19 protein-coding genes are annotated in these 20,264 nt (G+C 46.6%); 5 read left to right on the top strand and 14 right to left on the bottom strand.

From position 1 onward, the window contains the following. Positions 1–242: 242 nt before the first annotated feature. Entirely contained in the window at positions 243–719 is a 477-nt protein-coding gene (locus PIL01S_RS26075; protein ID WP_127540445.1) for a hypothetical protein, read from the bottom strand. Positions 720–825: 106 nt separating this feature from the next. Between PIL01S_RS26075 and PIL01S_RS26070 the strand changes: the two genes are divergently transcribed. Further along, positions 826–1,149: a hypothetical protein gene (locus PIL01S_RS26070; RefSeq protein WP_127540443.1), complete on the top strand. Its 324-nt coding sequence runs from the start codon at positions 826–828 to the stop codon at positions 1,147–1,149. A 74-nt stretch (positions 1,150–1,223) separates the two neighbouring features. On the opposite strand, the gene PIL01S_RS26065 is transcribed toward PIL01S_RS26070, so the two are convergent. The 8 genes from PIL01S_RS26065 to PIL01S_RS26030 all read right to left on the bottom strand — a co-directional run bounded on the left by PIL01S_RS26065 (position 1,224) and on the right by PIL01S_RS26030 (position 7,399). Then, the gene (locus PIL01S_RS26065) at positions 1,224–1,835 is read right to left on the bottom strand and encodes an SMI1/KNR4 family protein (protein ID WP_307721009.1); all 612 of its coding nucleotides are present in this window, start codon (positions 1,833–1,835) and stop codon (positions 1,224–1,226) included. After that, the gene (locus PIL01S_RS26060) at positions 1,832–2,278 is read right to left on the bottom strand and encodes a hypothetical protein (protein WP_127540441.1); all 447 of its coding nucleotides are present in this window, start codon (positions 2,276–2,278) and stop codon (positions 1,832–1,834) included. Before PIL01S_RS26060 ends, PIL01S_RS26065 begins: the two co-directional genes overlap by 4 nt. A 43-nt stretch (positions 2,279–2,321) precedes the next feature. Then, the gene (locus PIL01S_RS26055; protein WP_127540439.1) at positions 2,322–3,623 is read right to left on the bottom strand and encodes a WD40 repeat domain-containing protein; all 1,302 of its coding nucleotides are present in this window, start codon (positions 3,621–3,623) and stop codon (positions 2,322–2,324) included. A 21-nt stretch (positions 3,624–3,644) separates the two neighbouring features. Then, positions 3,645–4,379, bottom strand: a complete 735-nt coding sequence (locus tag PIL01S_RS26050) for an SMI1/KNR4 family protein (RefSeq protein WP_164764349.1) — start codon at positions 4,377–4,379, stop codon at positions 3,645–3,647. Positions 4,380–4,434: 55 nt separating this feature from the next. Beyond that, positions 4,435–4,992 (bottom strand): hypothetical protein, encoded by a 558-nt coding sequence (locus PIL01S_RS26045; RefSeq protein WP_127540435.1) that lies wholly within the window; start codon positions 4,990–4,992, stop codon positions 4,435–4,437. Further along, on the bottom strand, positions 4,989–5,642 hold the full coding sequence (locus tag PIL01S_RS26040; protein ID WP_127540432.1) for a hypothetical protein: 654 nt from the start codon (positions 5,640–5,642) through the stop codon (positions 4,989–4,991). Before PIL01S_RS26040 ends, PIL01S_RS26045 begins: the two co-directional genes overlap by 4 nt. A gap of 34 nt (positions 5,643–5,676) precedes the next feature. After that, positions 5,677–6,285, bottom strand: a complete 609-nt coding sequence (locus PIL01S_RS26035) for a hypothetical protein (protein WP_127540430.1) — start codon at positions 6,283–6,285, stop codon at positions 5,677–5,679. A 382-nt stretch (positions 6,286–6,667) separates the two neighbouring features. Further along, on the bottom strand, positions 6,668–7,399 hold the full coding sequence (locus PIL01S_RS26030) for a ZIP family metal transporter (protein WP_127540428.1): 732 nt from the start codon (positions 7,397–7,399) through the stop codon (positions 6,668–6,670). 524 nt (positions 7,400–7,923) lie between these two features. Here PIL01S_RS26030 and PIL01S_RS26025 point away from each other — a divergent pair. After that, complete coding sequence (locus tag PIL01S_RS26025) at positions 7,924–8,625, top strand: Crp/Fnr family transcriptional regulator (protein ID WP_127540426.1); 702 nt, start codon at positions 7,924–7,926, stop codon at positions 8,623–8,625. 24 nt (positions 8,626–8,649) lie between these two features. Here PIL01S_RS26025 and PIL01S_RS26020 read toward each other — a convergent pair whose 3' ends face one another. The 4 genes from PIL01S_RS26020 to PIL01S_RS26005 form a co-directional block, all read right to left on the bottom strand. Next, on the bottom strand, positions 8,650–9,678 hold the full coding sequence (locus PIL01S_RS26020) for a diacylglycerol kinase catalytic domain-containing protein (RefSeq protein WP_246058566.1): 1,029 nt from the start codon (positions 9,676–9,678) through the stop codon (positions 8,650–8,652). After that, the gene (locus PIL01S_RS26015; protein ID WP_095292650.1) at positions 9,675–10,715 is read right to left on the bottom strand and encodes an SPFH domain-containing protein; all 1,041 of its coding nucleotides are present in this window, start codon (positions 10,713–10,715) and stop codon (positions 9,675–9,677) included. The genes PIL01S_RS26020 and PIL01S_RS26015 overlap by 4 nt, the downstream gene beginning before the upstream one ends. A gap of 161 nt (positions 10,716–10,876) precedes the next feature. Further along, entirely contained in the window at positions 10,877–15,208 is a 4,332-nt protein-coding gene (locus PIL01S_RS26010) for a glycosyl hydrolase 53 family protein (RefSeq protein WP_127540424.1), read from the bottom strand. 345 nt (positions 15,209–15,553) lie between these two features. Then, positions 15,554–16,267, bottom strand: a complete 714-nt coding sequence (locus PIL01S_RS26005) for a YceI family protein (protein ID WP_127540422.1) — start codon at positions 16,265–16,267, stop codon at positions 15,554–15,556. Between the two features lie 188 nt (positions 16,268–16,455). Here PIL01S_RS26005 and PIL01S_RS26000 point away from each other — a divergent pair, with 188 nt between their 5' ends. After that, positions 16,456–17,142, top strand: coding sequence for a response regulator transcription factor (locus PIL01S_RS26000; RefSeq protein ID WP_127540420.1), 687 nt, complete (start codon positions 16,456–16,458; stop codon positions 17,140–17,142). After that, a complete protein-coding gene (locus PIL01S_RS25995) occupies positions 17,127–18,590 on the top strand; it encodes a sensor histidine kinase (protein ID WP_127540418.1) in 1,464 nt (487 codons plus the stop codon). The genes PIL01S_RS26000 and PIL01S_RS25995 overlap by 16 nt, the downstream gene beginning before the upstream one ends. A 107-nt stretch (positions 18,591–18,697) precedes the next feature. On the opposite strand, the gene PIL01S_RS25990 is transcribed toward PIL01S_RS25995, so the two are convergent. Beyond that, the gene (locus PIL01S_RS25990; protein WP_127540416.1) at positions 18,698–19,510 is read right to left on the bottom strand and encodes an AAA family ATPase; all 813 of its coding nucleotides are present in this window, start codon (positions 19,508–19,510) and stop codon (positions 18,698–18,700) included. 439 nt (positions 19,511–19,949) lie between these two features. Here PIL01S_RS25990 and PIL01S_RS25985 point away from each other — a divergent pair, with 439 nt between their 5' ends. Beyond that, entirely contained in the window at positions 19,950–20,102 is a 153-nt protein-coding gene (locus tag PIL01S_RS25985) for a DUF1540 domain-containing protein (RefSeq protein WP_095292667.1), read from the top strand. Positions 20,103–20,264: the final 162 nt, after the last annotated feature.

The following is a 20,264-nucleotide window of genomic DNA, read 5'->3' as shown; positions in this document are numbered from 1 at the left end:
TTCGTTTCCGACTCTTTCAAGGCCGGAATTAGAATATATCACATTTCATTATGACTTGTAAAGATATTTCTCAAAATATTTATTTGAGTTTTCCGTGCCTTTTGCGGCCGGAAGAATAATGTATCATTTTGTCAGCCTGCTTGCTAGTTGTAAATTATTCCAGGCGTTAAAGCAAGTTGAACTGCAAAGAATTCCAATTTGCCAAAATCCCAATCTGCCTTTGGCTTCAGTCTCTAGCTTCATTAGGAAGGGAACCTTTCCATAACAAAAATTAAACCAGGAATACGCTCCATTAGATCTCTCGCTTCTTGTTCTGTAATTCGCATTCCACATCCATCTTCATGTGCTTCCGTATACAAATAGTCGCTTCCATCTTCATTCAGAAAGCACAGGTCCTCTGGCAAAGAGGGATACAGCCAATCAAGGAAACCATCGGCCTCTTCCTTAAGAATCTGTCCAGAGGCTGGCGTACATTCATATATGTAATAGATTCCTTCTGTGTAGAATGCTCTTGTCCTCATCATCATTTCTTCCCTGGTACAACGCTCAATCAGATATGGCTCCAATCTCTCGAAAACTCTGGCGACTTCCGCTGGAGTGTCCCCACTGTCGTGTCGTCTGTCCACAAGAAAAAAGCGACCCGTCTTATCCATCAATTCGTCAATTAAATATCTATAGGCAGCGCCGCTTGGAGCCTTATGAAAAGGTATTATTCTCATGCCAATCCCCCTACATGTTCAATATCTCTGATGATTTTTACAGTGTCATGCGGTGGCATTGTGGCATAGGCTGATATCACCTATTCAATAACAGGAGGCTGATCACATGGCATACGCACCTGGTTCGATTTCATCTCCGTCCTCTGCGGGGTATCCTTATCCATATTATCCACCAACACCACCGCCCCCTTATCCCTATCCTTATCCGTACCCCTATCCATACCCGCCATATTACCCACTGCCTTTGCCCATTCCCTATGGCGGTCCATGGTGGCATGGAGGGTATCCGGGAGGCGGGTACCCAGGTGGACATCACGGACCATTCCCTGGAGGCGGCTATCCCGGTGGTCCACATGGCGGAGGTCCTGGTGGTCCTCCAGGTGGAGGTCCCGGAGGTTTTCACGGTCATCGCTTTTTCCAGCAGGGATAACATTTGGAATCGTGCAGGAGCTGCTACAGGCAGTTCCTGCAATTTATGATCGATTTTACGATTTCACTAGTGATCTAGTACTCAATCTCATCCATAATCTCCAGGTTACGATTAGAGTCTTTCAGCAGGTTAGTGAACGTGTCTGTAATAAAATAAACAAAATCGGGATCATGTACATACATAATAATCTGGCCATAACTGCCCTGTTCTGACGGGTCAAAGTCCAGCATCAAATACAGGGAACCCCCGGCCATCGTTGCAAAGGGCATCCACGGTTTATGAAATAAGTAAGGTTTGATCTCGGGGTCAAGTTTGCTGATCTCTTCAGCTGTATAGTACTCACTCAGCTTCTCATCACGCTCACAGAAATATTGCTTGGTTTCCCGTATCTCATCAAGTGACATCATGTAAAACGGGGTGCATTCCTCTCTCTCGGCATCGCCGGGATACAGGATATGAAAGGCATAACCACTACCATCTTTACATTTGTAGAATTCGCGAAAATCTTCGGGCAGCCGGACATCCATCTCGGTTTCAAAAGCAGCCAAACGATCCTCGGAAGCTCCTTTCTTCTCCTGATACTCATTGTATAGCTGCCTAATCTCTTCATCCTTCACTTTTACATCCAATAATTCATTCAAATGATTCATCAGTTCATGCATTCTTTCGTGTATATCCGATTTCACAACCTTCTCCCCTTCTCACCATTTTCTGCCTGTTCCCGCATATATTCCTTATATCCCCAGAACGCTTCTTCTTCACTGCCATCTTCAATCAGAATCATGACGGCGTAAGATACAAGGTCCAGCCATTCTTCCATTAAGGCAATCTGCTCATCCGAAATGAGTTGGTTCCTGCGCAGCATGCCATCAGGCAATATCGCCCATGCTCGCCCCAAATGGATGATGCTCCATAAGCAGGACATCACTTCCCGGTTTAGTGCGGGCTGCTTAAGTTGTGATGCCAACGTGCGGACAATTTCCATTAACTCGTGAAAGTTTTCTTCTATTAACTGCCCGCGGAAAGGGCGCAAGCTTCCCAGAAAGCCGCTCTCCATCTTGGGATGCTCCAGATCGTCATGAACAAAGGCATGACATTTCAACAAAAGAACAGCTTCTTCAATTCTCAATGAGCTTTCCTCATTTCTTTTTGCATGTCATACATCCCCCACTCTACCATCGTAAAGGCTGCTCTCCACGCCATACCACAAAGCGCTCTACTTCACGGAGTGTTCCTGTTCCAATGCTATAGTCATCCATCTGGTCAGCATGCAGATCAAGAATATGCACCATGCCCCCAAACGTACCTACTGCAAGCCTGGATTGGTCAGGCGAAAGTGCCAGTGAATAGATGGTGCTGCCTACAAAATGTCTCCAAACTTCCTGACCCTTCTTATCTATACATTTGAGATAGCCGTAAGCATCACCAACAACCATGCCTTCAGGTATTTCTACCGAGGCATAGACACGAGCAATTTCATCCATTATCGGCCAATCTTCTCTGGATTCATTGCCTTCTACTTCACTCAATTCCACCTGCATTGTAACTCCATTATAAAAATGACATGCATTAAACCATACCATCCGGCTATCTCTGGTAAATAACGCATGATGCGGATAACTGGACTCCGGATAGAGAGAATAAGTATGATTACGTTCAAGATCCAGAAGCATATGGTCACTGACCTGACTGCCAAACGCAATCCATCGCCCATTCTGTGATACCGCAGCGTGCCCCATAGAAATTTGTGTATCCTCCAATTCATGCTCCTCCACCTCTGCAGGATCAGGATGAATTGGAGATACCTTGCCATGTTTCACCAGATAAATTCCGTAAGTGGACAAAATGAGGAGGGCCTGACCTTCATCAAATGGAATAAGCCCTTCAAGTGTGCGTTCCGGGTATTCACAGTCAGCAAGAGATTCAATTCGAGGCAGCGCCTGGTGAATAGCCGATTGAATCTCGTCCCAGCGGAACATGGCCACTTCTTTTCCTTCCAGATGACGATCTGGATGTGTTATCACCCGAATCCCTTCACTGCCTGCCAGAGCATACTGTGCAGCATCGGGGGACTGGCCCGCAAATTGATATTGTGGAAAAGAAAGTACTTGCTCGGAATCCGCAGTATACACACAACCTTGATCCGTATGAAAACCACTATTAAACACAACGGTACTGTTGTTCAGATATCCGGCAATACGCACGGCCTGCATGGATGACTGGAAGGTTTCACTGAAAGGCCATGTCGCTGCAGGCAACTCCGTGCGCAGCCTTTGCAGATCGTTCTGCTCATTGGCCTTCTTCACCATGTCCCATACTTGCGCACTGATTCCGGCTCTTCCGTCGTCTGTCAGTTCGGATTCATCCGGCTCTTCTCCCGCCATACCTCTGCGCACAAAATCATTTACACTCTGGGCATAGCGTCTCCCTTCCTTCCTCCACTGCTCCGCGATCTGTTCGTTTAACCAACTCATCCATGATTCCTCCACTCCGTGTCAATTCATGATTTTACAGTGATGCGCGAGCAAAAATTGTTCGATGTCGTAATCCGTTGTACCTCGGTTCCCGTCCGTTTCCTCATAGAAAAGAGCAACTTCTCTCCCATACGCGTAATTAAAACGCAGGTATCCACCGATTGAAGCCATAAACAGCTTACAGGTATAATCATTTTCCATCACGGCATCCCACTTGAACTGCGATTGGCATAACTTGGACAAGTGGTGGAGGGAGAGCCCTACCCCGTTATCCTGCAAGTGGAAAAAGGTATGATTCCTCATCTCATTCCACGGTTCATAATATCTTAGCGTGATTGGAGCAGTTTGACGGTAGTATCCACCATAGATCTTATCCAGCATATCTCCAAATTCCGATTCGGTATGTTCCCACAACGTAATCTGTTCATCGTGGCGAGGGAGCCACAGCAGCCCGTCAATCTCCGGTTGAATGGCCAGAAAATCTCCATCCACAGAGCTGCCAATACTAATGCACTCCTTCAACTGATCTTGACTGACAGGTGTCTCTTCGGTATGCATCCAAAAATCATACTCTGCAAAAGGCTTCAATACGTCCTGATCGGGCCGCTGGATATTCATCCAACCCGAATAGGTTCCTTCTCCATATTGTTCAAGCCACTGACGATAGGATGCAGGCAATGATACAGAATACTGCTGCTCAAAATGTCCAAGCTCCTCCGCAGATACCGGTTTTAACCTATGACTTACTACGTACATGAACGACATCTCCTATCTTCCATTCAGATCTCTGTCCTATAATTCAAATGAACAATCAGGCAAGCTCCTCCTGAACGATTTCCGTTGTTACGCCTTTACGATTCACGATACGAATCGAGAATGCATCATATCCATCCCGTTTAACCTGGTCAAAATCCATTTGTTCACCCGTAATCAATTCGTAGGTTCCGTCTTCATCCACATCTTCTCCGAATTCCTCATCCCAAGGAACGTTATAAAAGGCGGACAAGAGAACATCAAACGTATCTTCTCCTTCTACGTCCAGATAAGGACGCAGCGTCCTTTTGCTCAGCTCTTCCTCCGGATAAGTTTCACATAGCATCGCATCATAACCATGTTTAGCTGCATCAATAAGCAGGTAACGCTCTCCGGTCACCGTGTGCTCGGCATATACGATTAACGGTGTCGAATCCTGCCAGGTTATCAGATCATCTTCCATCAAGTCACCATAATAAAAGATATGGAACTTGTCATGGCCATCACTCGTTTGCAGCTTGCCTTTCCACTCCACTTCCTGGTTTTCCCCATCCGTTACTTTCTTAACGATCCCTTCCAGATATGCAGGTCCATTATGTACGCCAAACAAATTCATGGTCTCGCCTCCGCTTTATTCATTCGTATCCATACGATTTTCTTTTCTTCATCTACGGTCAGATTGACATCCACATTCAGCTTATCGTGAAATAGTGCCGTAATGTTCAGGTACGGGTCACGTGCCGGTTCACTTCCTCCGTTATGAGAGCGAGTCATCCCTTGGTGAATAATGGATTGTACCAGATTCCCATCGCCTTTGCCCGTAGATTCATAAGTATAAATCTCATGTCCTTCTTTGTTGTAAAAATGAAGGAAGGTGGTGTAATCCCTGGCATTGGAATATTCCATTTCCGATTTCACATACGTGGTTTCAAGGCTATGGAAGTCCACCTTCCCTGCCAAATAGGGATTCTCATTGTCGGGTGAAATGTCATACTCCTGATAAGCCAATTGAAAAAGGTAGTTAATATCGCTCATATCTACCCGGTAATATAGCTGGCGATGATCTCCGCTCTTATCCATGGCAGCGAAACTGTTAATAAGCGGCCATGCAGCATACGGTTTTCCATCCACATCGATCGCGAGCGCATAGTCTGATAAAACTTTTTCTTTTTGGAATACACCAAACGTTTGTAAAATAAAAAAGGCCGGGATCATCAGGATCCCTAAAATAATAGCCAAAGTAAGCAGCTTACCGCGCAATTTCATTCCTTTCCTCCTTCAAACATGTACAGCATCAACCTTAGCCCGTTTTGTGCTGAAGCTTGGTGAGTGTACGCACCATTTGCTCCCTGTTTTTTGCCTCCTTCATATATACAGGTAGATAGTGTGATGCTGTTTTTAACGGCACATTTCCACGTCGTACCCGCAGATCGGCGGAAACATACGAAATTAGATAATTTAAATGCGCCCTGTTAACAGCCCATACCAATTTGCCCCGAACGTGGTCCAGGAAATATAGCTCCATCCCAAAAACGGGGTCTCTCCCGTCACGGGTGTCCATAATATATCTTCTGCAAACCGGCTTGCTATGCAGCTCGGCTTGATTAACTGCACCGCAGTGCGGACAATGGATGTGCGTGGATTTATGTGATACTTTTTTCCCATCTGTTACTTCAACATTGAACCATCGTTCACAGAGAGCACAATTACCCTTGGCATGATACTGATACACTGGTTTCTCCACCCCATGCGCATAACATGCCGAGCACTTCCACGTTATTTCATCCTGACATTCTTCAATATACGCATGACCACCACAGGATTGGCATGTGACATCCACACGCTCACCTCGGCAGAGTACCCAATAAAAATTATATTTGTAGGCCCCTTCGTCCACAAATCGCTTCATAATTAAATCCACTCCTTTCTCGACTGAATTTTAATCGGCTTTCATCAGCACAGCAGTAAACAAAAGATTTCAACCATCAATATTTCCCATCCAGCGCTACCTAAAATTATAAGTAACTCCATCGCGTAGTACAAGAACGTGACTATTTGCGGGAATTTTGAATATTGAGGTGTTAGGAGAGAGTCTGTTTCAGACACAATTGTCCCCATCGGGCTGTCGTACACGAGACATGGTTTCGACATGGTCTAATATTATTTGTGAATAATTTCACTTGAAAAAAGTTTGGCCATCCTCGCATGCTGCTTTATCACGGCTAAGATAAAAGAGTATCCGCATCTCTAAAATGATATGGGAACGAATACTCTTTTATGGATGTAGCTTTTTACAGATCAAGCAGCAGGGATACAAGAAGCCCCATGGAAGCAATGAAGCCTACGACAGGACCACCTTCTTCAAAAGCTTCAGGCATCATGGTAGAACAGATCATAGCAATAATGCCGCCACCTGCAAATGCCCCAATGGCCGCAGCCATTTCATCCGGAAGCTGTTCCAGAAAGAGATATCCGCATAAGGCCGCAAGCGCAGAAATCAACAGTACACCAAGCCACATCACGATGATTCTAGATTTGGAATACTGATTGCCCCGCAAACCCACGGTGCTTGACAACCCTTCAGGAATGTTGCTTACGAATATGGAAACGATGAGCACCACACTCACACCCTTGCCGGTCAGTAAACTTGCTCCCAGCATAATGGATTCAGGGATGGCATCCATCACCGTACCTGCAAAAATGCCGAGCCCGCTCTGACCGCTGTCTCCAGTCTTCAAGTGTGCTGAACGTTTGCGTCCGGCACCACCCTTGCTGGAAATAAGCAGATCGAACAAGGTGTACACAACAGCACCCGCTGTAAATCCTATGGCTGTCGGAATAATCCCTCCGTCATTCAGGGCATCCCCAATTAGTTCAAATGATGCTGCCCCAATCAATGTTCCCGTACCGAATGCCATAATCCAGCCAATCACTCGTTTAGGAATCTTGAGAAACAGTGCAGCAAGAGCACCAATAACTACTGCTGAAGCGGAGATGCCTCCCCACATGAATGCAGCCCACATCCGGGTCATCCCCTCTCAAGTCTTTATCACATCTAACCTTTCATTAACCTGGGTTGTTACCCAACAAACATCAGGTAGCCATGGCACAAGATACAGTATATTTTGACTAAACGTCTATTCTTCATCACCTACCATACACATGCCTGCACAGCAGAGTAGATACTTGATGGTTTCATCTATGGATATTTGGTGATGACTGGAATGATCATCAGGATGATATACAGCAGACGGGTTATCGTTACCCCGCATTTGTAGATTCGATAATGGAAGACTGATTTCACAAAGAACATACTTCCTGTACAATGTGAAAAGAAAACAAAAGCACGTGGTACCTAGATCATTCATAGGCAAACTGCATCATCTCATATATCACCGCCTGTCACTGCCCATGTGTGCAGACGGCGTCGATCGGAATTTTTTTACAAGATTGCAGCATGGGTTATGCTGAGAGATATAGTCCAATTGCTTCAATGAATAGTTGTAGATGCAGCCACTGGCCATGGATATAGAAAGGATGAATCTTGATGAGCAGGGAAAACAAAGATACGGCAGCAGAGTTTCTTCAACAGTTCCCCATTTTCCAGGATCTAAGTCCTGAGGAATTGAAGCAGGTGGAGGATATCGCCATTTCCAGATACATTCATAAAAAAACGGTTATTTTTTCCGAAGGCACCGAAAAGGAAGCTGTATTTTTTATCCGAAAGGGTATCGTAAAAGCGTTTAAAACAGATGAGAACGGGCACGAGCAGATCGTTTCCTTTTTGAAAACGGGAGACATGTTTCCGCATACCGGGTTCTTCAATGCCCATCCTTATCCCGCTACAGCAGAAGCCATCACGCCAGCGGAACTGATTGCGATCCCGGTCAGGCTGTTTGAACGCCTTATGCTAAGTACACCATCCATTGCGATCAAAATCATGCGGGTGCTCGGCGATAAAATTCGCGAACTTCAGGATAAACTGCAGGTGCTATCCGGCCAGGACGTTCGTAATCGTGTGCTCTCCTTCCTGCTGATGTTAGCCGAGCAGCACGGTCAGCCTTCCGGTCACAAAATCATTATCAACTTGCCCATGACACATCAGGAATTCGCCAATTCCATTGGCACGACCAGGGAAACGGCCAATCGTTTGTTGAATCAGCTCACGAAGGAGAATCTCCTTGAAGTAGATCGAAAACAGATCATCATTCGTGATCTTCAGGCCTTGAAGCATTTACGCGACACTTGAACAGTCCTTGATGGCAATATAAGATTAAACGACGAGACGACCTCGTTTCTCTGCAAGACCAATGGTGGCCTCCACCCCCGAGTTGAATTCAAGAAAGTCCTGTTCCACCCCATCGCTAAAAATGACCCCATCTTCAGGCATTTGCGATACGATCCGCAGGGGCTGTTTCGGATGAACCTGACCAAACACCAGGTTAACTGCTGTTGTCCGGCTCGGGAACGGTTCACGAACTGTAAAGTACAAATAGGGCGCATCCCACCCAAAGTTCTCCATTTGATATCCTCGGGTAACAGGGCTTTCCGCGTTAACATCATCACCATTGATGTGCATATGCTTCCATGCTTCGGACCCCACAATGCCGGCTGCTCCAGCCAGCACACTCTTGAACCAGCCTGTTGATCCGAGTCCTGTGGAAACAATAATACCGCTCGATGACTGCTGTTCTACCGAGGAACCCAAACGGACTTCATACCTGGCTGAGACATGTGTCTTCCGTCCGATGAACAAATCGTTAACCCCGTACAGAAACTGTCCGTCGTTAAGTTCCACTTTTGCCAAAGTTACTTCTTTCAAGGAACGCTGCTTGCGCATGACATCCGGGATAATCATCTTCAGATCCTCCACCGTAAAAGGAAGAAGTACGCCATCCCATCGCATGGGATCGGGATTCACGCCGATGAGCGGCTGTTCCGTCACATATTTGAGCGTATTCGCCACCAGTCCATCCTGCCCTACAACCACAACGATGTCCTGTTCTCCGAATATAAAATTGGGGACATGTTCCCGGTCAATGGTCTGCACCCGGCCGAGTTGACCCAGCTGATGCTGGGCCTGCTGCACGGAATGTCGATAACGTCGATCCTCTTCAATATAATCACTGAAATCGGCACCAAGACGTTCAATGTAAAATTGGGCCTGCTGCACCGTGTTATAACGCACCACCAGTTCTTCCAATCTTGTTCTGCGTTTGACCAGAATCAGCTTGGCATCGCCAAGATGGTTTTGGTCAGCATGTGGTGTACGTGAAGACTTATTGGAGTTCCCCAGCCTCATCGTGCATGGCCTCCCTTCTCTCTTCCAGGTGTCGACATTAAACCTTGCAGCAGATCAGGCGAAATGTTGAGCTGACCAATTTTCCCTGCATTCTCCGCCAACTCCTGAAATGCCAGCGCAATCAGTTTATCCGAATTCATTCCCATATTGGCCATTGCTTGAAGTACATTCGGTTCAACATCCTGCAAAGATCTCATAACGGCAGCAATTTCATAGGCTTTCGCATCCGCTTCAGCATTTTGATTGGCAATGGTCAATTCAATAAGCTGCTGTTTCCGTTCCTCCATGGCCGTGTTGAATTGAAGCTGCTCCTGCTCCATTTCATTTTCCTTCTGCTTGACCGAACGCTCCGCCTGTAATTGTGTCTCCCTGATCTGCTGCTTTTTCGTTTCCACGGCTATTTCCGTATTGAGTTCGTTTTCCTTCACTCGTCTCTCCTGCTCAATGGAGGCATTGCGGCGCACATATAATGCTTCATCCGCCTGACGTAAAATTTCTTCCCGTGCCTGTGCCTCCAGTGCCCGCATCGTTTCCTTATTCGGCAGAATGGCCAAAATGGATAGACTCATCAGCTCAACGCCCAATTTCTCAAGCTCCTCACTTTGCACCACTTCGCGCTTCATGCTGCTTGCAAGCCGTTCACTGGATTGAATGGCCTCCTTCAATGGCATCTGCTCCAAATGCTTCTTGGTTAATACTTTGGCCGTCGTAATCACACGTTGATCAAGCTTGCCAGGATCGTCAGAGATATATTTGTTTTTGCGTAAGTTGTACGTGTAATTCAAGCTTTGCGTTATTTTCAGGTAGTCCACGATGCGGTAGCTCAATTGGCCCTGAACCGTCACCGTTTGATAGTCCGCCGTAATTTCTTCGAACATAAACGGAACATCGACGGATGATACAGGCAGGACAACAACCGACGTTGTAGGCTCATAATAATAAAAGGACAGTCCTACACCTTCGCGCTGCACCTTCCCATTTTTAATTTTCATTACATATTCACTGGGTTGAAACTTCACGAATCGGAATCCAAACATCGTTCATTCCCCATTTCTCAATATTGTCATTATGATATTATCGAAATGATAACAAATGATAATAATAATGTCAATATGACATTAATGATTCCCTTAAAAATAAAAGACCCGTCCCTCGGCCGCAGCCTTAAGACAGGTCTGTATTTCATTGCTTCACCATTTCAATATAGCAGTTCCATCATTCTGGCGACGACAACAGCTCCTTGTGCACGGTTAGCCGTCTGTTTGGGAGCGAAGTTTCCATCGTCCATGCCCTTCAATAATCCTAACTGCTGCATGGATGACACGGCTTGCTTCGCATAACCTGAGATATCTTCGTTATCCCTGAACTCAGCACCAGTGGATACATCCAAATCGGACGTTTCATCCTGCTTCACAGCTTGAATGACACGTTCCAGAATAACCGCCATATCTTCACGGGTAACCCGTTCATGCACTCCAAAAGATCCGTCAGGGCGTCCCTGAATAATGTTCATCTCCAAACCAAGACGAATCGAATCCGTATACCATTGTCCTTCGGATACATCACTTAGCAAATATCCGATTTTGTTCGGAACATGAGACTCACCAATTCCCTGCACAACCATATGCAAGAACTGGGCTCTGGTCAGTTCACCCAACGGATCGAAACGGTCACCGGACATCCCAGAGACAATTCCTTTACCATACAAACTCTTTACTTCATTCACTGCCCAAGAATGTGCTTGTATATCCGTCAGAGTCACATTCACCTCTACTATAACGAATGAACCGGATTGAAGCGGCTTGAACGTCATTATTTGTGCAGACTCATCATATGCGGAATACAGGACTGTCTTCATCTGACCATCTGGCGATAAGGATTGAACAACGGGAACTGTATTCGCTGTCGCCGGTTTAGCTATACCCGAAAATGCGATCTCAATAGCTCGATCCGTCCAAGGCAGCACTTCGCCATCCACCAACAGTTTGACATCGATAACGGAGTGATTACCGATCACTGCTTTTTGCTGCTCGGACAGATTCGCAGTGGACCCCTTCGATATCACCACATCCAGTGTTTTGGCGGTCGATGCATGGATCTCCTGAAGTGATTTCATCGGTATGCGTACCGAAGTCTGGCCCACGCTCAGCTCCAGTGACTGTAACGCCTGCGTCTTAACCCATGCTCCGAGTGAACTCACAGGCAATTGGAATGTGACAGCTTGGTATGGCTCAGCAATGTCTGCAACCAAACGCAGCTGTTGGTTACCTGCTTCCAGCCCTTTCACCAATTGAACGAGCTGCTGTTCGTTCAGTGAAACAGAATACTGATCTTTCCCGGTCAAAACTCCTTTGATTAGGGTAGATCCCTTTTCGGTCTGCTGTTCCGTTTCAGGTGCAGGTACTGTAACCGCTGGATTTCCTGGTGAGGTTGGCGGTGACGGTTGGACTGGTTGCGATGGTCCAGGGGTTGACTCCTGCCGGACCAACTGACGCATGGCTTCTTTTAATGCGTTGTCAGCTTCACTGATATTCTGAATGGAAGCTTCGATATCGTCCATCCATTCCTTGGCTGTAGTCAGCGCTTCCACCAATCTATTCCAACTTGCAGCCGTGTATTGATTTTGCTGAAGCTTAGACGCTGAGTCCACGGTCATCTGAAGAGCAGTTTTGTCTGCAGGAAATGTTCCATATGCCTCAAAATCCATGAATCCTACCCATGTCGAACCAGCCGTGATAGTAACTCGAATGTAACGTGCCTGAGTGTTTTCCGGCAGTATGTGTCTTGGACTGGTGGATACAACGACATCACTTGTGGTATCCACCACCGTGACATAATTTTCATCGTCTTCAGAGACTTCGATCCTGTATTTGATGCCTCCGCTCCACATGGACATTTCTAACTTTCGGATATTGGCAACCGCACCGAGGTCCACTTGCCACCAGCTGCCTACACTTTGATCCGTTCCCCATGATGTATTCGGGTTGCTGTCAATTGCCCCGTCAGGTGAGTTGCTCTGTCCGCCGCCCGTTCCTGCACTGGTGGAGGCTGTTGCTGTCTTCCCTGTTGTCAAGGCTTCGAGTTGAACAAGGTCACGACCGGCTTGCTGAAGCTGTTCCAGTGCTTGATTCACTTCAGACTGGATGGCATCAGGTTTGTCTCTTACCACAATGGCTGCCTGCAGCGCCGTCTGCAAAAGGCTCCAGCTTCGGTAAGTATATGATGATTCACTCTGCTGCTGAGTCTCTTCGATGAGCTGTATCAGCAGAGTCTTGTCTACATCGGACAATTCCTGAATGGCTTTCTCCAAATGGATCACTGCCTGGTCCACTTCGGTCTGGGTCGCTCTTGGATCAGCAAGTACTTGTTTAGCCTTGGCGAGTGCTTTGCTAAAAACAGTCCATGTTGCAATTGACCAATCTGCTTCATGATATATTTCAGCTTCTGCAATTTTGCCTTCAAGCGTCTTACGATCAGCCGGGATAACTTCAAGCTCCTGCATAACTGCTTCGAGCGCAGCTGCAGCTTCATCGGTCTCCTGTTGTGTCAGAACCTCTGAAGTATAGGCTTTGTAATACACGTCCTTGGCTGCCTGAATGGCTGGTGCCAGGGTTATCCAACTTGGTGGCGTATAATCAGAAGCCACCATTTCACTCCCACGTTTAATGGCTGCCCATAATTGCTGGCGGTCTACAGGCAGGGTATCCATCCCTCGTTTGTACACATTCAGTGACTCCAAGGCACGACCTTCGAACGAGTACCCTCCATTGGCAGGATATTCATCATAGTCGAACATGGCATGGTTCTCCCACGCATCTCCCTCTGAAGCAATCCAACCCACATTGGCGGCAATCCATGCCGGCTCCCAGTAGAAAAAACCCGCTCCGCGGCCATCAGGAACTTCTGCAATCATATCCATAATGCCGGCAATGGCATCATGCTGACCTTGCACCGTAGCCGGGAAAGTCGCACCGCCCACATGCAGCGCCTCTGGACTGCCAATGATGTTGCCATGGGCATCTCCATTTTTGTAGGAAAACGGGTATGAGGTCTCGGCAATGATCACTTCTTTTTTATATTTTGCAGAGACTGTATTCATCGTCTGCCGTACGTCTGCGAAGGTTCCATGCCAGAACGGATAGTAGGATAGCCCAATAATGTCATACTCCAGTCCGCGCTTCTCCACTTCTCCAAAGTACCAATCAAACAGCTCCGGTTTGCCGCCTTCTGCCAGATGAATCATGATCTGAACCTGATCTCCACCATCGACAGCGCGCACACCATCTACACCACTCTGCAGCAAGGCAACATTCTCATCAAAATTCACATTGCTGTTCAGGCCGTTCAGAACGCCGCTGTTAATTTCGTTCCCGATCTGAACCATATCCGGCATGGCACCCGACGATCTCATCTCACCTACGACCTCAGACGTATAATTGAATACCGCCTGTTTCAGTTCTTCAAAGGACAAGCCCTCCCATGCCTTCGGTCGAAGCTGCTGACCTGGATGAGCCCACTCATCGGAATAATGGAAATCCAGCAGGATCTTCATTCCCTTTTCCTTAACACGTTTAGCAAGTCGAATTACATCATCTTTATCATTATACCCACCTGACTTTTGTGGATCATTCCACAGTCGGAGACGAACATAATTGACGCCGCGGTCCTTAAGGATGTCGAGCAGATCCCTTTCCGTCCCATTACTGTCCAGATATTTACCGCCATTGTCTTCAATTGCCGTTAAGGTTGAGATGTCCACTCCACGTACAAAATCATTCCGGTATCCCCCAACCTGAATATCAGCCACCGGTTGAGTAGGCGCTCCATATACATCCCCCGTAACGGTGAAGCTTCCAACGGAAGAATACTGAATCGGATCTATCGCGTTCCATGATACGGGAACATCTGCCGTCTTTCCACTTGAATAATGAGCCTGCACTTCAGCAGGCATTACGGGTGCAACCCCTTTTAAGGTGGAAATATTCATTGGAGAATACGATGTAATGAGTTCTGGCGTAAGCCCCTCTTCTTGCCCCCAGACTTTCAATTCGGCAATGCCTGGCCACCAATCTGGTCCAGCATAATATGGAATCGTAACCTTCACATACCTCACGTCGTTAGCCTGAAAACTCACTTTCGCGATGTCTTCGGCTATTTCGTTCGTTCGGTGATCCGCAGCCGTTGTCCATTCAGCGCCATCTGCTGACACTTCAACATGATACTTTACCACCTGGCCTTTATCTTTCCATGTCACTTCAGCTCCCGATACCTGGTACGTTCCTCCCAGATCGACCATTAACCAATGAGGCTGCTCCGCTTCATTTCTGCTGTCTGCACTCCATTTGGTATCGGCGCTGCCGTCCACGGCATTTTCCTTGTTGCCATTGTATTGCAGATCCTCTGCACTCACGGTAACCTGTTTATTCAATGCAACGTTTACCCCTGCTGCCCCAGCCGGACGTACCCAGAAGCCGAGCTCACAGAACAGCATGAATAAGACCAGGCAGCCGCTTATGTATTTCTTGTTCACTCTTGATCTCCCCCTTTTTTATAACACCTGAACATCATTAAATCATTGATGAAATCTATATTATTGTAAGCGCTTCACAGCGAACCGGAACACGGCATTTTCCAAAGGAAACAGCAGTTATTCAAACAGTTTAATATCATTTGCCGCTAGACGATCCATTCGAACCGTGAAGTCTCTCTACTCCTCCTGTGTTAGAACAACACCTTAACGCAAAAAAACCTGCCCCTTTGCCTACGGCATCTGGGACAGGTGTATTCATTGTATTATTCCTTCCGATGAGATCGGAGCAACAGTAATCCTATTTTGAATCAGGATCTGTGCCTCATTTTTTCACGAACAAATCATTTATTTGTCAAGCTTCAGTTCCAGTTGGACCTGAATATCATTCTCTGTGGATAACACAACCGAGTGAGGATTCTCCATACCGAAGTCTTCGAAAGTGACTGTTGTCGTTGCAGACAGCAGTACCTGATCATTTTCATAGGCAGCCCTTGCATCAAAAGTAACCTCTTTTTCGACGCCTTTAACCGTAAGGGTACCGTTCATTTTAAAATCCACGGTTTGTCCTGCAGTCCATTCTGCTGGAATGCCTTCAAAAGAAGTAGCGGTAAAAGTCGCTTGCGGATGTGTGCCAACATCGAAGAAATCAGCTTCTTTCACGTGACCATCGCGCTGACCGTTACCCGAATCAATTCCGCTCATCTCAATCTGACCTTCCGCTTTCATCTGGGAAGCATCGTCCACATTAATCGCCCAGGTTCCACTTACCTGCTCGTCCACAAAATTGACGGTCTCCTGTGATGTCGTTACCGAGAAATACACCTTCGAGCCTTCGCTGATGGTCCAATCCCCGTTTAATTGCTCCGCGCTTGCTGCTTCATTTGCAACCGTCGTACCTGTGCCTGCATCCGTTGTGGATGCTGCGGTGCTTGCTGGTAGTACCTGCTCGATATCTACGTTATTCCCCATATAACTGTTAGCGACATAGTAACCTCCGCCCCCAAGAATTGCGATTGCTGCGACGCCGGATATCACCCATGTTTTTGTCTTTTTATTCATCTCTATCTCCTCCAATTGGTCATTGTATAGTTGGTTGTTGCAAGAATCTTATCAACCCAATGTGTCAGGATGACGTCAAAAAGGATGAAAGCATCATTCTTTTTCTGAAAATATTTGCCTAATTGGCTTTAAGCTCCGGCTCATGTAAAATCAGTACACAAGCTTATGTCGTGAAAGGAGACACCTTCTTGAAATCCATACTTATCGTTGAGGATGAGCAGGCAATTGCTCGTGTGCTGGCTGCTTATCTGAGAAAAGCGGGTTTTGATGTCCGTCATGCCGCAGATGGACCCACTGCTCTCACTTTATTTGATTCTGACGTACCCGCCTTGGTTCTGCTCGATGTCATGCTGCCAGGGATGGATGGTTGGGATCTGCTGCGGGTGATTCGTGAAAAAAGTCCTTGCCCTGTCATTATGCTAACGGCACTGGACGACATTCAGGACCGTCTCAATGGGCTGAATGCCGGTGCCGACGATTATATGAGCAAACCCTTCGTGCCGGAGGAAGTGGTTGCAAGAGTTAACGCCGTACTTCGCCGCAATCCACATTGGACAGCTGAAGGGGAAGGTAAACGTTATTTCGGCAATCTGGTCATTGATCTGGCAGCCAAACAGGTACTGCTGAATGGTGCAGAAGTGGCGTTAACGCCTCGCGACCTGTCGCTGCTGATGTTCCTATCTGAATATCCAAATCGAACGTTCACCCGGGAGCATCTCATTGAGCAGGTATGGGGCATGGACTATGACGGAAGCGACCGTGCTGTGGATCTTTCCATTAAACGGTTGCGTCAGGCCCTCTCCCACTGGCTGCCAGAAACAGGAGAAATCCGGACTTTAAGGGGAATGGGGTATCAATTTTGGATCGCAAACTGAGCCGAAAAACGCCTAAATTAAAAACATCCATTCTCTCCTATTGGACGCTTCAATATTTTCTGATCCTCTGTATCGGCTTCATCATAATTGTGGCAGGGGCACTCTACTGGATCAGGACCACTTCCCTTGAGAAAGGTCTCAAAACCGCTGAGCTTCTGGGGCTTGAAATTGCGGAGAAGGTATCAGGGACTGAAAACAAACTGCACATTCCTCCTGATCTGGATCGATTGGTGGACAAGCGTACCAAGCTTTTTAATACCGATAATCATTTTTGCATCATGATTCTCGACAACAACAATCAATTGATCTATTCCAAACCGAAAATGACCCAACAGGAAGTTTACACTAGACTGTCAGATGATCTGTCGGAGCCGCGAAACCACAAATTTGCGGGTGTAACCGTCAATGTAGTGGATGCCGACCAGACGCTGGGTAAAGTATGGGTGTTGCAGTCCAAAAAAGCCATAACTTACAGTCCGGACACTCTGCTGATTGTAGGTCTGCTGTTTGCTGCTCTCATTCTGTGTGGCTGGTTTACGATCTATCTTCTGTCCCGCAAGCTGTCCAAACCCATTCGCCAGGTTGCACATGCTGCAGAGCAGATTCGAACCGGCAATTATGATGTTAACCTGAATCTGGACACCAAAGAGCAGGAGATGAATGAGCTTGTCCATTCTTTTCGCGAAATGTCCTTCCGATTACAGCAGCTGGAGGAATGGCGTAATCTCTCACTGGCAGGTGTTACCCATGAGCTGAAAACCCCAGTTACCTCCATCAAAGGACTGGTTATGGCTGTTCGAGATGATATTGTTAGCCCGCAGGAAGGCAAAGAGTTTCTCGATATCGCCTTAAAAGAATCCGAACGTATGGAACGCATGGTGGCTGATCTTCTGGACTATAATGCCATGAGTGCAGGCAGTGTTGCCGTACGCCATGAGCGCGTCGATCTGAGTCTGCTGGTTGGGGAGATTATTTACCAGTGGAAAATCGCTTACGAGGATCAATCACCGGAAGTTGCAATGCATGTACCTGCGGGGGCGCTGTATACGATCGGTGATGCATTGCGGATTCAGCAAATTATCGTCAATCTGCTGAATAATGGTTTGCAGGCCACTACTTCGGGACAAACCACATTGTTCGACATTCGCCTGCGAGCTGAAGAAAACTATCTCTACGTAGACGTACAGGACAACGGAACAGGCATTGCCGAGGAAGATCAAACCAAAATATTTGAACGTTTCTATCGAGGCGAGCTCAAGAAGCGCCAGTCTAGGGGATTGGGACTTGGGCTCACCTACAGCCGCCTTCTTGCTCAAGCACAAGGTGGAGATCTCACCCTCACCTCAAGCAGCCCAAAAGGAAGTCAGTTTACGCTGAAACTGCCACGCTGGAAGACACCTGAAGCAACAACTCCGGAAAAAGCATACCGTTCACCAGCAAATGCTTAAAACATCTTAAACAGCAGAACAGCCCCGCCCGGGTTCCTGAATGGATCCCTGGCAGGGCTGTTTCGTTATATTTTTGTTAATCGGACAGTAATGTTTCGGCTCAGCTTCTATGTAGATAATAATCGCGGCATATACTCATCATATGCATCAGTTATCAATTGTTCATGCAATGGGCTGTCCATAATAATCGCTTTCCGTTTGGCTTTGAGCACAATCTGCTCCACATCGGCGTAACTGCACCCTTTTAACTGCTTGCACATATAGGTTTTCAGGTCTGGCTGATGCTCAAATTGTCCAACCAGTTTGTTGATATATCGCTGCCTGCTCTCTTCATCCGGCATGGCATACGTTATTTTGGTATCAAATCGACGCCATACGGCATGATCCAGTTGGGTTTCCAAATTGGTGGCTGCCACCAGTACGCTATCGCCTTCGAATTCATCCAGACACTGCAGCAAGGTATTAACTACCCTGGCCATCTCTTTCACTTCATCATTGCTCTCCCGGGTGCGGCCAATGGCATCGAACTCATCCAAAAACAAGACACAGGGATTCAGGCGTGCATACTCAAAAAGTTTGCGTACATTCGTAGCCGTCTCTCCCAAATGGCTGTGAATGATTGCATCCAGACGTACTAAAACCAGTGGGAGATTAAGCCGAGAGGCCAGGTAGGATGCCGTTAATGTCTTCCCGGTGCCGGGAGGACCAAACATGACCAATTTGTTCGGCATGGAAACATCATGCTCCACAAAGCGTTCCTTCATGCCGAGAATGGTCAGGAATTCCTCAATGATACGCTCGTTCTCCTGTGAGAAGACAATGTGCTTTACTTTCCGTGTACACTCTTTCGGTGAATAAAAAGCAGCCATATCCATTCCCTTGGCACGGGGAATACGGTTCATATGATTTGTTTTGCTCATGTTTTGATAACTCTCCTTCGTTCATGCCAGCAGAGTAAACTGCGAATCTCCAAGCCTAAAGTAATTGATGTTTGAGAAACCAAATAAAGAGGTCACGATCAACTAAGATTTATAATCGTCACTTTAAACGACTTAAAAATGTAGTGAGCTTCTTATTGAACTTTCGATTAATCGTAATTATTACTATTTAATCATAGCATAGGACCGCCTTTTTGCAAAGTCAGTCTTCCTCGCTCGCGCAAGAAGCTTTGAATAAGCATTGCACATGTTGCATGCTTTGCCCAAATTTGCTATTCTGAAGGTGCATCGTTGTGTATAACGCAAATAAGCCCTCTTTATTAAGAGGACAAAATGTTCCAAACTTCAAGCGGCAACTTGAAAATTCGGAATTATCTTTATACCAACGGATGTAATCTAACTCAAAGTGAGGTTATTAACCATGGCAAAAGACGTATTGTGTGAAGTAAATTCCTGTGTTCACTGGGCTGAAGAGAACAAATGTAATGCTGATTCGATTTATATCGTGAGCCACAGTTCCCAAGAAGCAAGCAAGTCTGCTGAAACAGACTGCAAAACCTTTGAAGTAAAATAAAATCTTTACCATTGTTTTAAGTTAAAGGAGCCCTGGCCGGTTCCTTTTTCTTTTTGTATTGTAACAAGAATGATAATTATTATCAAGCCCTTTTTGCCAAGTTCGTTATTCCTCTGTCAGGATGCACATAATGGTTGCTGCCCACGTAAACTACGAGAGCAG

It is taken from the genome of Paenibacillus illinoisensis NBRC 15959 (assembly GCF_004000925.1).
In the GTDB taxonomy this organism is placed as follows: domain Bacteria; phylum Bacillota; class Bacilli; order Paenibacillales; family Paenibacillaceae; genus Paenibacillus; species Paenibacillus illinoisensis.
The sequence above is the reverse complement of the archived record's forward strand: the minus strand, read 5'-3'. Positions and strand labels throughout refer to the sequence as shown.

What these genes read in the sequence shown, in the direction of transcription:
- PIL01S_RS26075 (WP_127540445.1), bottom strand. Translation starts at nt 719, where the DNA reads ATGAGAATAATACCTTTTCATAAGGCTCCAAGCGGCGCTGCCTATAGA.
- PIL01S_RS26070 (WP_127540443.1), top strand. Translation starts at nt 826, where the DNA reads ATGGCATACGCACCTGGTTCGATTTCATCTCCGTCCTCTGCGGGGTAT.
- PIL01S_RS26055 (WP_127540439.1), bottom strand. Translation starts at nt 3,623, where the DNA reads ATGAGTTGGTTAAACGAACAGATCGCGGAGCAGTGGAGGAAGGAAGGG.
- PIL01S_RS26050 (WP_164764349.1), bottom strand. Translation starts at nt 4,379, where the DNA reads ATGTACGTAGTAAGTCATAGGTTAAAACCGGTATCTGCGGAGGAGCTT.
- PIL01S_RS26045 (WP_127540435.1), bottom strand. Translation starts at nt 4,992, where the DNA reads ATGAATTTGTTTGGCGTACATAATGGACCTGCATATCTGGAAGGGATC.
- PIL01S_RS26040 (WP_127540432.1), bottom strand. Translation starts at nt 5,642, where the DNA reads ATGAAATTGCGCGGTAAGCTGCTTACTTTGGCTATTATTTTAGGGATC.
- PIL01S_RS26035 (WP_127540430.1), bottom strand. Translation starts at nt 6,285, where the DNA reads ATGAAGCGATTTGTGGACGAAGGGGCCTACAAATATAATTTTTATTGG.
- PIL01S_RS26030 (WP_127540428.1), bottom strand. Translation starts at nt 7,399, where the DNA reads ATGTGGGCTGCATTCATGTGGGGAGGCATCTCCGCTTCAGCAGTAGTT.
- PIL01S_RS26025 (WP_127540426.1), top strand. Translation starts at nt 7,924, where the DNA reads ATGAGCAGGGAAAACAAAGATACGGCAGCAGAGTTTCTTCAACAGTTC.
- PIL01S_RS26020 (WP_246058566.1), bottom strand. Translation starts at nt 9,678, where the DNA reads ATGAGGCTGGGGAACTCCAATAAGTCTTCACGTACACCACATGCTGAC.
- PIL01S_RS26015 (WP_095292650.1), bottom strand. Translation starts at nt 10,715, where the DNA reads ATGTTTGGATTCCGATTCGTGAAGTTTCAACCCAGTGAATATGTAATG.
- PIL01S_RS26005 (WP_127540422.1), bottom strand. Translation starts at nt 16,267, where the DNA reads ATGAATAAAAAGACAAAAACATGGGTGATATCCGGCGTCGCAGCAATC.
- PIL01S_RS25990 (WP_127540416.1), bottom strand. Translation starts at nt 19,510, where the DNA reads ATGAGCAAAACAAATCATATGAACCGTATTCCCCGTGCCAAGGGAATG.
- PIL01S_RS25985 (WP_095292667.1), top strand. Translation starts at nt 19,950, where the DNA reads ATGGCAAAAGACGTATTGTGTGAAGTAAATTCCTGTGTTCACTGGGCT.